This is a genomic window from Lederbergia sp. NSJ-179 (assembly GCF_022867885.1).
Classification (GTDB): Bacteria; Bacillota; Bacilli; order Bacillales; family Bacillaceae_C; genus Lederbergia.
In genome coordinates this window covers 1-13,135 of the sequence record NZ_JALIFP010000029.1, presented here as the reverse complement: position 1 = coordinate 13,135, position 13,135 = coordinate 1, and the positions used below count along the sequence as shown (strand labels likewise).

Below are 13,135 nucleotides of genomic sequence, written 5' to 3'. Positions count from 1 at the left end.
TACATCTTTTTGACAAATGAATAAATATGACTTTCTATCAATAGCAGCAATGGCGATTAATATTTTTGTCTTTTTTTATTTTTCGTAACCCGAATGTGAATGGATTTGTTTTGGCCGCAGCTATGGGCATCATTGCAATTGTTGGTATTTTTAAGTGTGATTTTGAGCACGCAGACTTACTTTGTATAAACAAAACTCGTTTATAGCTGGGTAATCAGTCCCCCTATATATCTTGGAAAGGAGATCCCTATGGGTCTGAAAATTGTTTATCCTATCTGTTGTGGAATTGATGTCCACAAAACCTTTGTTGTAGCCTGCATTGCGTCTACTCTATAAACGAAGAATTTAGTGGTTCTGTTGTACATGATGACAAGCATTGTATTCCCTCTGTCTTAGTCGTTTATTGAATAATGCCCTGTGAACTACTTTGAATAGCCCTTTAGACAGTAGATCGAAAATAATAGTTGTCAAAAAAGGGAAGGCCCTCCATTTTATAGGCATCGTTTTTTAATATCCCTTTGGTATAAAATTTAAAATTAATCTGTTGAAACAGTTTTTTGTATATATGATAAAATAGGGTTCATCTCTATATCATATTTAGAAATTATGATTTTAACCACTTTAGCGAATAGTTTATATAGTACATAACCTATTATTCCACCAAGTGTATTAAAAATAATATCATTAATATCTACCATTCTATTGTGACCTGGCAATATTAAATGAGCAGTTAATTGTAGTGATTCCAATAAAAGTGAAAAAAGCATTGTTAATAGAATAGTTTTTTTCCAATTCATTTTAATTAAAAAAGGAAGACCAAAACCAAATGGTATTGTAAGTATTACATTTAGGACACTGGTATACAAACCATTCCTAAAAGGATTAGTAGGTATGAGATTAATATAATCTGAAAAGTTATATTCAAATGGATATTCAAGTATAAAAAGTGGAAATTGCGTTATCCTAACTACATTAACTAAATAAAAATAAAAAATACTCCAAAATAATAAATATGTTAGTGTTTTATTTTTTCTTTTATATAAATAAAAAGATAATATAATAAAAATAATTAAAGATAAAAGGATTGGAATTAAATTAAATCTTAACATTTAGTAATCCCCCTAGTTGAATAAGTAAATGCTAAGATCGAGTCTTAGCATTGTAAGCGTCAAATAGACCCCATCTAAAAATATAGGTGGGGTCTATTTGACGCTTACATTCATAAATAATTCCTCCTTTTTTGTGTGTTGTCATATTATAATATTAGACAAAGGGGAGAAAAAACCTTCATTTTTTTTGAAGATTTTTTATACTTTAAAATTTTTTGTGGTGGTGATTGTGATTAAACTTAAAATTTATTTATTATCCACTTTAATTATCTTTATTTTTTCTTCTGTAGCTTGTACGAATAATGAGGATACAGAGGGTACAGATGAGCTTATTTTTAAAGGAGAAAGTGAAAATTGGCGTGTTGTATTAGAAGTAGAACAACTTGAAACTCCTGGAAGTAGTTTAGTATACACGTTTTCTTATATTGGAGAAGGTATTAAACCAAAAGTTTTTTATTACGAAATAGATCCTAATTCTCCTGCTTCTTCTGTAGATGAAGGATCATTGGAGAACCAAGATGAAATGTCTTTGTTTGCTCATGGTGATACTGAGCCCATTTATAAGAACATGCCGATTCATATAACCATTAATTGGGATAATAAGAGTGAAGACGTGCTAATTAAAGTGAAATAGTTTATTTAATCGTTTTGGTCAACTTTATTTTGGGTGTTTTTGCACATCCTGTTACTGATACTTTAAACAGACCTAAGATTGACAATCTATAATGTCCCTCAATTGACAGTTTTATTGACCGTAATAACAAAAATGAAAAGAAGGAATAATGACTAGCTAAGCTATCCCTTCTTGTTTTTGATAAATATTTTACTAGGTATAGTCGTACTAAAGCTACCGCGCTATCGCTTGGTTGCCTCGTCATCAAGTGATGGAGGAAAAGCTTTTCCATCACTTGATGACGAGGTTATTAGGTTTCTATTCTGTTAAATGATCACTGTGAAGGTATACTGAGGACGTAAATACAAACGCGCTTTCTCAATCAATCACAATATACCATGGCTATCCAATTCAATTCGCCGAGGAATGCACATTGAATCAATGTGCAACTTAACCCCTTTCCCACAATGAAGACCATAAATACGCTCGTTTAAATAATGATCCAACGGTCTTGCAACATCATATATCATTTCTACATGGCTCCTCATGACAATTCTCCATCAATAACCCTTTTGACCATATGATCATCAATGATACGTTGTTCATTTTGAAATCCATAGATCAGGGAATGTGTACAAACTTTATTAATCAATCTTGCAGTCCCATTGGAAAATTGATAGATTTCATCAATAGCCACCTCCGTAAAAATGTCTCTTTGCGCTCCGGCACTCATCAAGTGTTGCTTTACATACTCACCTACTTGAGACCTTGGAACAGGCAGTTATTCGCGAAACAAAAGAAGAAACGGGCTTAGTAATTGAAATAGGAAGTATTATTGCAGTTAATGAAGCGTTTTTCTCAAAACAGGGACATCATGGTTTAATCATTACAATTGGAGCAAGTGTTATTGATGGAGAAATTACAATTAAAGATAATAATGAAATCTCTGAAGTAAAATGGGTGGACATAGATACTGCCAATAATTTAATGCCATATCATCCAGGTGGGGTAGAAAGCTTATTAAACTCTTCATCACCTTACACTTTTCAAGGTAATTGTTAATCCAACAAGGATTACAAAAATGATCAAACTTTTTTATAAGAGGATGATTCAATTGAATATAGAAAAAACGTGTTTTGATCAATCTTTTTTCAAATTCTTACTTATGTCCTTTTATCAAGGTTATTAGCATCATTTTAATCAAACTTTATTTCAAAGCTACACGTCTAATTCAACTACACCAGCTAATATCTTGTCATGATATTAGCTGGTTTTTGTCAACAATCAAAATCATGAAAGCTATGATACTTTCAACCTAATAGGTATCCGCTGATCCATATTGAGTTGAAAGGAACCTCTTAACCAGCAAGGCTTCGGTTATTCGTTACCCCCTCTTCAAGCTCGGATGAAGATGAAGGAAAAACGAGAAATCCTCATCAGGTGGAGAAAATATCAAGAACGCTACGAGCATAAATTAAAGCGAGACTTTTCATATTCATAAATTTAGCACCATCAGAAAGTTAGTAATTTTATATGATAAATTATGGTGTCAAAGGATCTGGAATCGAGGGATTGTTTAATATGTTTAGTGAGTAACATTGATCCCCCCTTCCCAAATAAACTGGAAGGGGTGTATCTAGCTTTGGTTTGATGGAGAAAATAGTCCCCCATTTACTTGTCCCAAAAGTTTAATTTTTTATTAGATCAGATTGATTCATCGGTTCATGAAAGTCTGGATCTATTTCAAGTTGAATTTTTGTGTTTAAGACACTCGCAATCTTTTTTAAAGTTCCCAGTGTAACATTTTGATCCCCATTTTCAATTCGCGAAATGGCGCTTTGTTTCGAATGGATTAACTCGGCTAATCCTGCTTGGGTGAGACCTTTTTCTTTTCTGATTTTAATAATTTGGCGGGCGATTTCATATTCCACTTGGCTATTTTCCCATTCTCTCTTGAACTCCGAATCCTTCATGCGGTCAGATACATATCTGTTTAAAAAACTCATTCTTTGTCACCCTTTCTTTCAAGATAATCACGTCGATACATTTCAGCACGTCTAATTTCACGAGCAGGAGTTTTTTGAGTTTTCTTTGTAAACCCATGAGTAAGGACAAGTTTATTTTCATGCCAATGGAAAAATAAAGTTCTAAAGATGTTAGAACTGAAACTTGTTCTTAATTCATAAATTCCATCGTTCAAATGTCTCACATGAGGCATTCCAATCTCAGGGCCAAACTCCTCTAATAATTGAATCGATCGGAGCACTTTCGTTTCATGTTTTGGGGAAAGGGACTGCAAATACTCAATTACTGGCGCAACTCCATTTGGTTTAGTATACTCGATTGTTTCCCATTTCATAATTAAATTATAACATATAAGTTATAATTTTAAAGTAAAAATCCCAAAGATTTGTGATTTGTTTTGTTCTTTGTATTTAAAATCAGCACATTTTTCCGATTCAATCATGGCGATTGACTGAAAAAATGTGCTGATTGTCTTTCAACATTCCTTTTTTATTCTCCACTAATCACGCCACATACAATCCTGTCTCCTGCATTCCCCGCTGGATCTGTTTTATAATCATCCGCCTTTTCATGGATGACGAGGGCGCTTCCATCTTCATCAAGTAAGGAATTCTTTTCTCCTTGCTTCAAAGTCAGATTAGGAGCCGTGATCACGACGTTTATAGTCCCATCTTCTTCGATTTCAATATTGGGCAGGTCTCCCGCATGAAAGCCTTTTGGATTTTGAAAGCCATGTTCTTTTCCGCCAGGGTTAAAATGTCCTCCAGCCGATTGGAAATCAGGTGCCTCACACACGCCGGTTTCATGAATATGAATCGCCTTCGTTCCAGGCTCTAACCCTTCAGCTTGTAAATGGATTTTAACCCCTTCTTCTGTTTCCTTTAAGGTTGCTTTGCCAACTTCCTTTTCTTCTGTATTCATCATCTTTACATGGACATCTGCCTGGCCACTAACGGGAATTGCTTCTTCATCTACTTGGGGAATCGCTTCTTCTCCGCTGCCGCAAGCCCCCATCATCATCCCAGTAACCAACAACAAAAACCACAATTTTTTCAAGTTAAAACCTCCTCGTAGTTAAAATCCTTAGTATGATTGCCATACAAGAGAATTTTAAAACAGGAGGTCAGCTATTATCATTCGTTATCCGAATTCCAGTCGATTTGCACTTCACCTGTATAATTGAAATAAACCTCATCTTTTTCTTGAATTTCTAAATCTTTCGGTATGCGCAAGTAAATATAACGGGCATTACTGACAAATGAAGGTTCAAAGATTGAATTTCTTTCTTCTCTAAATTGAGCAAGGACGAAATCGCTTTTATATACAACCCCTCTGTAAACCAGAGGATTACCTATCTCCGCAAATTGGAGCGCATCATCCTCCAACTGAAATCGTACCTTACTTAATTGGTCGGAGAAATCTATTCCGTGATAGATGACACTGGCAATGTATTTCCCTTCAACGACTCCATCATTTTCCGGCTTTCGCTCAACGACAATGGGCAGTGGCTCCCCTTCCTCTTGCCGAAAGGATAGCTCCGTACCATCATACGATTCTTCCCATTCTTCTCGAATAACTTGAGGATCAATATCTTTAAGCCGTCCATCGTATATCGCCTGCTCAAGCTCCATTGTTTTTCGCTCAAGGTCTTTCTCGTTCGCTAGTGGAAGATCATCATTCCCCTTTGGCAACAGTTCATAGACAAATGGAGAGAGAATGAGAACAACCGCATAGAGGGGAAGTAAGGCTTTTACGATCCTTTTGTTTTGGAAAGGTCCCCCTCTCCCTGATAATGACTTTTTCACCATCAGCCAATATAAAAAGCCAATGATAAAAAGAGGGATAAGGAGCACTAGTAGGCCGACATTACTCATTTCCTCACCTCCATTTTATTCGAAAGTCCAACCGCTACTGTAAAGAACACCCCAGAAACAAGAATCACTTTCACAAAAAAGAGCCAAAAATGAGATTCTAGAAAAATAAAATCAAAAATGGCCTTCACCTTATCATCATGACCACTCACTACTCCGGCAATCATCGCTCCCACAAAGAGTGCGGGCAATAAAAACATAAAGCTTCTATGCAATTGAATGGTCGTGCCAAACAGATAGCCTAATGTTGCGAAAAGCAATCCGTACAATGTCACAGCGGACACAGAGAGAACAAATTCTAATGGGGCGGAAAACAATCCAACTCCCATCGTAAGCCCATCAGAAAAATAACCAAAGATTCGAACAAGATACCCACATAAAACAGCGGAAATCCCTCCAATGATGCAGGCGGTCAGAAGAAATAGCAGATTGGCCAAATGGCTGCTCAGGAGATTAGCGACAAAGGTATAATCATCATATCTTGCTGCCTTTGTTGTCATAAATATCGCCGCAATAAAGGTCCATAAAATGGTGAAAACAATGACAATATCCCCAGAATAGTAAGTAAGATCGATCGACATATTCTCACTAAGAAATCCAGATCCCCCACTCCCACCTATCGAAAACAATAGCCCCAATAATTGTAGAAGCGCCAATGTCCCAAATGTCGTAAAAAAAGCTCGCCGTTTAAAAGCGTATTGTTTCATTACAACATCAAAGAGAGTGGTTTCTGTTAAAGACATCATCAATTCCTCCCTTCTGTCTATCGGTCAAATAAATACAAAGATCATTGGCGGAAACAGGTATGACATCGATCCCTTCCTGCCTCGCCTCGTGGAGCATCCCTTCTATCCCTTCATTTCGAATAACAGTATATAGAAGCCCTGGACCAATTTCTTTTTCATAAATCACTTGCTGCCCATCTGTCCAACGAGAAACAGCCGACTTTTTCCCTTGGAGACCGATCGCCCATTCTTTGAAATCGGAAATCGATAGATGAAGCTTTACCTTCCCCTCATGAATGAGCAGCACATCCTCTAATAAATCCTCGATTTCTTGTAAATGATGACTGGAAAGAAGGATCGACCTTGGGTGAGCCAAATAATCCTTCAATAAGGCACGATAAAAATCCTTGCGCACCGCCGCATCCATTCCTGTTGTGGGCTCATCATAAATCGTCAAAGCACATCTAGAAGAAAGACCGAGAATCATATTGAATGTGCTTTTCATCCCTTTTGAAAGTTTGTCATGGTTTAAATGATTCGATAGTGAAAAATAATTCAGCAAATCTCTTGCTAACTCGATATTAAAGTTTTCGTAAAATTGTTCAGCTTCTTTTAAAATATCCGCCAGATTAAAAGATGGCGGGAAGGTCATATGGTCATCAATCATGACGCTATTTGCAGAAACAAACAAACTGTTAAATGGCTTCTGAGAAAACACCTTTATCTCCCCATCCGTTTCCCGAATAAAGCCTGCAATGATTTTTAATAGGGTCGTTTTTCCTACTCCATTTCTGCCGATTAACCCGGTTATTTTATTTTCAGTTACATTAAATGATAGATCCTCTAAAACTTGTTTTCTCCCATAATTTTTGACCAAGTTTTGGCACTCAATCACGTTCATTTCTGTTCCCTCCCCTCTTCCCTGATTGCCTCTTTAATCATTTGTATCAAATCTATTTCCGCTACTTCTAACCGCTTAGCTTCTAAGACAAGCTCGCGAACGAGTCCCGTTAATGTCTCACTCTTCCGTTTATTCCATATTTTTTCCTTTGCCCCCTTTGACACAAACATCCCAAGCCCGCGTTTTTTATAAAGAATTTGCTCATCTGCCAAAAGATTCAACCCCTTTGCGGCTGTAGCCGGATTAATATTAAACATCTCAGCCAACTGATATTGCGAATAAACTTTTTCATCATTTTTAAAGACTTCAGCAATGATCTCATTTTCAAGCCACTCCGCAATCTGCACATAAATCGGTTTGGAGCCATCATGATGGAGAAGCATCCAGGGACCCCCCTTCAAAATTAGTGCATTAGTGTTGTAATGTAGTATATATTATATTTTAAAAATGAACAAGTGACAAAATTTCTTCATTAAAAAAAGAACAGCAATTATGTTATGATTGTATAAATGGTTTTATTCGCTCTTTTGTAACACATCCATAGGCTCACAAAACTATTGCCCTGTGATGTTCAGCCAGAAAGGAAGACCCTTCAATGAAAAATGATCAAATACTGGATATTCAACTGTTGAAAGAAATGAAAGTCGAGCTTACTCGCTTTATGATGGCCTATCAATTTGCTTGTGACGAAATAAATACAAAAATAAATATATTATCAGATGAATTTAATTATCTTCATGACTATAATCCAATTGAACATGTGAAATCGCGAGTGAAATCACCGGAAAGTATTTTTAGTAAAATTAAACGAAAGGGATATGAATTTTCGCTTGCCTCGATTAAGGAAAATATCCGTGATATTGCCGGTGTTCGGATTACCTGTTCTTTTCTTTCCGATATTTATGTCATAGCCGAAATGCTTAGAAAACAAAAAGATATTACGGTGGTGGAGTACAAGGATTATATTCAAAATCCCAAGCCAAATGGCTACCAAAGCCTGCATTTGATCGTGCAAGTTCCAATTTTTATGACAGATCGTACGGAACATACGTATGTTGAAATTCAAATTCGCACCATTGCCATGGACTTTTGGGCAAGCCTAGAGCATAAAATCTATTATAAATATGATAGAGAAATTCCTGCCCATATGGCGAAGGAGCTTCAAAGTACCGCTTTTATTGCAGCAGAACTCGATAAAAAAATGGAGAAATTGCATAAAGAAGTTGCTTCGATCAAAAAGGAAAATGAAGAAGACGGCGTATTGTCTCTATTGGAAGAGGACGTCATTGCTAACATCCTGCCAAAGGTCCTGAATCAGTATAGGAAAAGCATTGAAGGTGAATCTTGAGCATTTGGGGATTGTTTTCGGCGAGCACATCCATTATACTAATAGCTAGTGAATCGTTTTCGGGATGTAGCTCAGCTTGGTAGAGCACTTGCATGGGGTGCAAGGGGTCGCAGGTTCAATTCCTGTCATCCCGATCTAACAGAAAAGCGCCTAGCCCTTTTATATCAAGGGGATGGCGCTTTTTATATTGGTGCAGATGAAGCCACTTTTAATTCGTATAGGGTTTTGCGGTTTATTTTTGGCTGGAAATAGCGATTATATTCTCATTGAGTCGGCATATAAGGCATAGGCATATGATGAATAAACACATTTTTTCGATTTATGCAAAGGATACTGATTTGTATTCGCTTAGATATTGTATAATAAGTTGACCATTTTGATCTATAAAAACAAAGATTCATTCCTGTTCCTGTATAAAACAAAATTTTCAAAGGAAAAGAATAAAGAAAATGAATATTATTTCTAAATTCTGATCTGATCGTTTTCCCCATAAGCGGAGCGATTACTCTATAGTTAAAAAGCCACCAATTCCTGTCATCCCGATCACAAAGCTGTACTTTTATATTGGCGTTTGGTACCATACTTTTAGTGAATATTGTACTTTACATACTCGATGTTCAATTATGAAAAGTGTGGTTACCCTGAATTTTCAATAATTAAACTGCACTCCTACATAGGGTGCAATTTTTTTAAGCCTAGCTCCAGATATTGGCAGACCCGCAGGATACGGGGCAGGGACGGTGAATACATGCGACGTGGCAACTTAGCCGTTCATCCTTTTTTTGAACACCTTCCGCTTTTCTAATTTCATCCTAGGAGTTGAAAAGAATGAAAGACACTTGGGGACTTATCGATACAGGACATCAGGATGCTGCCATAAATATGGCATTGGATGAATGCTTACTCCTTTGGCATAGTGCGGAGAAGATTCCGCCTGTTCTCCGTTTTTATGGTTGGGCAACCCCCACTCTTTCCATTGGCCATTTTCAAAAAGAAAGAACGATTTATTTTCCAGGAATAGAGCAGCATGGGTGTCAATTTGTCCGGCGACTTACCGGAGGCAGTGCTGTCCTCCATGATGATGAATTGACTTACAGCCTCGTCGTTTCCGAACAAAAACCATACATAGAGGATTCCATACGCAAAGCGTACCATACACTTGCCCAGGGGATTTTTGCTGGCTTCAAGGAATTAGGGATTGATGCACAATTTTCCATGCCTGAAGAGCATTTTATCAAAGAGCGTTCTGCCGTTTGTTTTGAAAGACCATCTGATTATGAGATGCTTGTCGATGGGAAAAAGATTTCCGGACATGCGCAAACGAGAAAGATGGGCGTTTTATTGCAACATGGCTCGCTTCCCTTTACGATGAATCAAGAGATGCTGTTTGATTTATTTGCTTTTTCAAGTGAAGAAATGCGAGCGCGAAAACGGCAAGCTTTTTCAAACAAAGCCATCTCTATGAATGAGGCTGCCGGAAGAGCCATTACGTATGACCAAGCCGTTGCTGCTTTTACAAAGGGTTTTGAAATAGGATTAAATCTCGAATTTACCCGATTCGAGCTTACCCCTTCGCAATGGGAAGAAGTACGGAAGTTGGCAGAATCAAAATATCGGTCAGATGAATGGAATTTAAAATTTCAAAAGAAGGTGCACGCATAATGGCAATCGATAAACAAGAATACATCAGAAAACCAGAATGGTTGAAAACGAAAATTAATACGAATGAATCGTATATGGGCTTAAAGAAATTAATGCGCGGGCAACGATTAAATACAGTCTGTGAGGAAGCGCGTTGCCCTAATATCCACGAATGCTGGAGTGAAAGAAAAACTGCCACCTTTATGATCCTTGGGGATACATGTACAAGGGGCTGCCGTTTCTGTGCCGTCAAGACAGGGCTTCCTAATGAATTAGATTGGGGAGAGCCGGAAAGGGTTGCTGATTCCGTAAAGATTATGGGACTCAAACATGTCGTAGTTACGGCTGTTGCCCGCGATGATCTCAATGATGGCGGGGCCGCTGTTTTTGCTGAAACGGTTCGTGCGATTCGCCGCAAAAACCCAGGTTGTACGATCGAAATTTTGCCATCTGATATGAAAGGTGACTATGAAAGCCTACATACCTTAATGTCGAGTGGACCCGATATTTTTAACCATAATATTGAAACGGTGGAGCGCTTAACGCCAAGGGTTCGTGCAAAGGCAACATACCGCCGCTCTTTACAGCTTTTACAACGGGTGAAAGAGATTTCCCCTAATACACCGACAAAATCGAGCATCATGGTCGGACTTGGTGAAACGAAAGAAGAAATTATTCAAGCAATGGATGATTTGCTAGCTCACAATGTCGATATTATGACGATTGGTCAATACCTACAACCAACGAAAAAACATTTGAATGTGGTTCGGTACTATCATCCTGACGAGTTTATGGAACTAAAAGAAATTGCACTTTCGAAAGGCTTTAGCCATTGCGAATCCGGGCCGCTTGTCCGTTCTTCCTATCATGCAGATGAGCAAGTAAGCCAAGCTGCTGCCCAGCGCCGGATTAACTATATGAAAGGCGTGGAGGAACAAGAACAAAAAGAGGTTGATTTTAATTTTTAATGAAAAAAAGAAAAATCCGCTAGAAAGGTGATCTGGCGGATTTTTTCTATTCCTCTTAATCAAACGTTTGATTCAATTCATGTTATCTGGAGATGAGCGAGTTTTTTTTAATCAAAGGAATTGAAAAATACTTGTTATTTATGAACTTGTTCATCCATTTGATAAGCTCCAGCATCTTCTCCATAATATTTGTTATATCGTTGTTTAAACTTACCAAAAAAATGGACGACAATTACTTTTAAGATTGCATAACCAGGAATACCGAGAATGACACCAACAATCCCAAATAGATTTCCTCCGACGAGTAATATGAACATGATGGTAATCGGATGGATTTTCATCGTATGTCCCATAATATTAGGTGAAATAAAGTGACCCTCCAAAAACTGAACTGCCGCCCATACGATTGCTAGTTTTACAAGCATAAATGGCGAGTCCACCAAAGCGATAATGATGGCTGGGGAAACAGCAATCATTGGCCCAAGATAAGGAACAACACTTGTTACAGCAGCTACAATGGCTAATGTGATTGCATAATCCAAACCGATGATCAAATAGCCAATGTACAATAGGATACCAATGCAAGTGGCGACGATAATTTGACCACGTACATAAGACCCTACTTGTACATCCATATTTTTAAGTACCTGTTCCGCATCCCCCCTATATTTCGGCGGAAGCAACTGCAAGAAATAGGACTTGAATTTCGCGCTGTCCTTTAATAGGAAGAACAGAACAAATGGGAAGGTAAACAGTGCAACAAACACATGTGTCAGTGTACTGGCTACACTCAAGATACCTTCGTAAGCACCACCTAAATACCCACTGATTTTATTTGGCAAATCACTTAAGGTCGATGTAACCCATTTGTATCCTTCATCATAATAAGGTCCAAAAAAAGAATGGTCGACCAAATCATTTATTTCTTCTCCCATCTGCTTCAAATAGATTGGAATGTCGACAATCAAATCATTAATCTGTTTTTCTATAGATGGGGCGATGAGAAAAACAAGACCGGTTATTAGTCCGCCGATCCCCAAAATAATAATGACAATTCCCCATATCCGCTTAATATGTAGTCTTTCTAGAAGATTTACAATCGGATTCATTATATAGTAAGCAATAAAGGCAAGAATAATCGGCGCCGAGATTGTTGACAATATGACAATCACTGGATGAAAAATAAAGGAAATCTTGTTGTAAATAAAAATAGTAATTCCAATGAAGATTAAGATAACTAAGGCGAAAATAAGATCGCGTCCACCAAGGAATCTAATAAAACGGGTGGGCTGCTTCATAGGATGCACTCCTTTATAAGTTATTCTTTAATAATCAAACCCAATTAACGAGAAAAGCCAAGCGCTTGATCAGATGAAACTTCGCATCCTTTTAGATCTATTGCTTTAACGTTTAACTGTTCAAAGATACTATTGCTCAAATCGATTCCTTTTAAAGATGTATTTGCAAAGTTAGCTTCATTGATCTTGCATTTATCAAATTGTCATTTTTGAAAAGTACATTCTTTAAAATCACTATTTTCGAGCGACCATGCGATAAACTTTACTTGCTTGAGCTAGAATTTTTAGCCATTGTTTATTACACTCATTTCTTATCCTCTAGCTTAGGAATATGATTCATTATCTCACTCATTGTAAAGAAAACACAAGTGATATTTGGGGAAGTGCCGGTTGGAGAAGGGATCATTTACGACACCTCCAATTTACCTAGATTGACCACTCCCATGTCTAAAGAACATGGGATTCTTTTTCGCAAACATTTCCCTTACAAACCTCCAGGGAGGGTGCAGAGGGGAAACTTGGGCGAACAACACTGGATGATCCTTTCCAGTGGGCAAGGTCTGTGCCGACTACGCCATCCGTATGGCGATACTTTTATCTCTTTTAGCTTATTCTTTGGATTTCTTGCTTTTTCTC

General features: G+C 37.5%; 16 protein-coding genes and 1 tRNA gene. 6 read left to right on the top strand and 11 right to left on the bottom strand.

Translation table 11 applies throughout. From position 1 onward, the window contains the following. Nucleotides 1–536: 536 nt before the first annotated feature. A complete protein-coding gene (locus MUB24_RS17045) occupies nt 537–1,109 on the bottom strand; it encodes a VanZ family protein (protein WP_244706202.1) in 573 nt (190 codons plus the stop codon). A gap of 229 nt (nt 1,110–1,338) precedes the next feature. On the opposite strand from MUB24_RS17045, the gene MUB24_RS17040 reads away from it, so the two are divergent. Then, a complete protein-coding gene (locus tag MUB24_RS17040) occupies nt 1,339–1,743 on the top strand; it encodes a hypothetical protein (RefSeq protein WP_244706200.1) in 405 nt (134 codons plus the stop codon). Between the two features lie 523 nt (nt 1,744–2,266). On the opposite strand, the gene MUB24_RS17035 is transcribed toward MUB24_RS17040, so the two are convergent. Beyond that, nucleotides 2,267–2,455 carry a general secretion pathway protein gene (locus tag MUB24_RS17035; protein WP_244706198.1) on the bottom strand — a complete coding sequence of 63 codons (189 nt, stop codon included), beginning with the start codon at nt 2,453–2,455 and terminating at the stop codon, nt 2,267–2,269. Nucleotides 2,456–2,490: 35 nt separating this feature from the next. Between MUB24_RS17035 and MUB24_RS17030 the strand changes: the two genes are divergently transcribed. Next, nucleotides 2,491–2,784: an NUDIX hydrolase gene (locus MUB24_RS17030; RefSeq protein WP_244706196.1), complete on the top strand. Its 294-nt coding sequence runs from the start codon at nt 2,491–2,493 to the stop codon at nt 2,782–2,784. A gap of 626 nt (nt 2,785–3,410) precedes the next feature. Here MUB24_RS17030 and MUB24_RS17025 read toward each other — a convergent pair. From MUB24_RS17025 to MUB24_RS16995, 7 genes are all read right to left on the bottom strand, one after another. Continuing rightward, the gene (locus tag MUB24_RS17025) at nt 3,411–3,728 is read right to left on the bottom strand and encodes a helix-turn-helix domain-containing protein (protein ID WP_244706195.1); all 318 of its coding nucleotides are present in this window, start codon (nt 3,726–3,728) and stop codon (nt 3,411–3,413) included. After that, on the bottom strand, nt 3,725–4,081 hold the full coding sequence (locus MUB24_RS17020; RefSeq protein WP_244706193.1) for a type II toxin-antitoxin system RelE/ParE family toxin: 357 nt from the start codon (nt 4,079–4,081) through the stop codon (nt 3,725–3,727). The genes MUB24_RS17025 and MUB24_RS17020 overlap by 4 nt, the downstream gene beginning before the upstream one ends. Nucleotides 4,082–4,236: 155 nt before the next feature. Beyond that, on the bottom strand, nt 4,237–4,803 hold the full coding sequence (locus MUB24_RS17015; RefSeq protein ID WP_244706191.1) for a superoxide dismutase family protein: 567 nt from the start codon (nt 4,801–4,803) through the stop codon (nt 4,237–4,239). Between the two features lie 77 nt (nt 4,804–4,880). Further along, the gene (locus MUB24_RS17010; protein WP_244706189.1) at nt 4,881–5,621 is read right to left on the bottom strand and encodes a hypothetical protein; all 741 of its coding nucleotides are present in this window, start codon (nt 5,619–5,621) and stop codon (nt 4,881–4,883) included. Then, nucleotides 5,618–6,361 (bottom strand): hypothetical protein, encoded by a 744-nt coding sequence (locus MUB24_RS17005; RefSeq protein ID WP_244706187.1) that lies wholly within the window; start codon nt 6,359–6,361, stop codon nt 5,618–5,620. The genes MUB24_RS17010 and MUB24_RS17005 overlap by 4 nt, the downstream gene beginning before the upstream one ends. After that, nucleotides 6,333–7,244 carry an ATP-binding cassette domain-containing protein gene (locus MUB24_RS17000; RefSeq protein WP_244706185.1) on the bottom strand — a complete coding sequence of 304 codons (912 nt, stop codon included), beginning with the start codon at nt 7,242–7,244 and terminating at the stop codon, nt 6,333–6,335. The genes MUB24_RS17005 and MUB24_RS17000 overlap by 29 nt, the downstream gene beginning before the upstream one ends. Continuing rightward, nucleotides 7,241–7,627 carry a GntR family transcriptional regulator gene (locus MUB24_RS16995; RefSeq protein WP_244706183.1) on the bottom strand — a complete coding sequence of 129 codons (387 nt, stop codon included), beginning with the start codon at nt 7,625–7,627 and terminating at the stop codon, nt 7,241–7,243. Before MUB24_RS16995 ends, MUB24_RS17000 begins: the two co-directional genes overlap by 4 nt. 212 nt (nt 7,628–7,839) lie before the next feature. On the opposite strand from MUB24_RS16995, the gene MUB24_RS16990 reads away from it, so the two are divergent. From MUB24_RS16990 to lipA, 4 genes are all read left to right on the top strand, one after another. After that, nucleotides 7,840–8,592, top strand: coding sequence for a GTP pyrophosphokinase (locus MUB24_RS16990; protein WP_244706181.1), 753 nt, complete (start codon nt 7,840–7,842; stop codon nt 8,590–8,592). Between the two features lie 60 nt (nt 8,593–8,652). Next, nucleotides 8,653–8,726 (top strand) — tRNA-Pro (locus MUB24_RS16985). A 694-nt stretch (nt 8,727–9,420) separates the two neighbouring features. After that, the gene (locus MUB24_RS16980; RefSeq protein ID WP_244706179.1) at nt 9,421–10,254 is read left to right on the top strand and encodes a lipoate--protein ligase family protein; all 834 of its coding nucleotides are present in this window, start codon (nt 9,421–9,423) and stop codon (nt 10,252–10,254) included. Continuing rightward, nucleotides 10,254–11,201, top strand: coding sequence for a lipoyl synthase (lipA, locus tag MUB24_RS16975; RefSeq protein ID WP_244706177.1), 948 nt, complete (start codon nt 10,254–10,256; stop codon nt 11,199–11,201). Before MUB24_RS16980 ends, lipA begins: the two co-directional genes overlap by 1 nt. Nucleotides 11,202–11,335: 134 nt before the next feature. Here lipA and MUB24_RS16970 read toward each other — a convergent pair whose 3' ends face one another. Together MUB24_RS16970 and MUB24_RS16965 are read right to left on the bottom strand one after the other, a co-directional pair. Further along, the gene (locus tag MUB24_RS16970) at nt 11,336–12,499 is read right to left on the bottom strand and encodes an AI-2E family transporter (RefSeq protein WP_244706176.1); all 1,164 of its coding nucleotides are present in this window, start codon (nt 12,497–12,499) and stop codon (nt 11,336–11,338) included. Nucleotides 12,500–12,543: 44 nt separating this feature from the next. Further along, on the bottom strand, nt 12,544–12,684 hold the full coding sequence (locus tag MUB24_RS16965) for a pentapeptide repeat-containing protein (RefSeq protein WP_313898471.1): 141 nt from the start codon (nt 12,682–12,684) through the stop codon (nt 12,544–12,546). Nucleotides 12,685–13,135 lie beyond the last annotated feature (451 nt).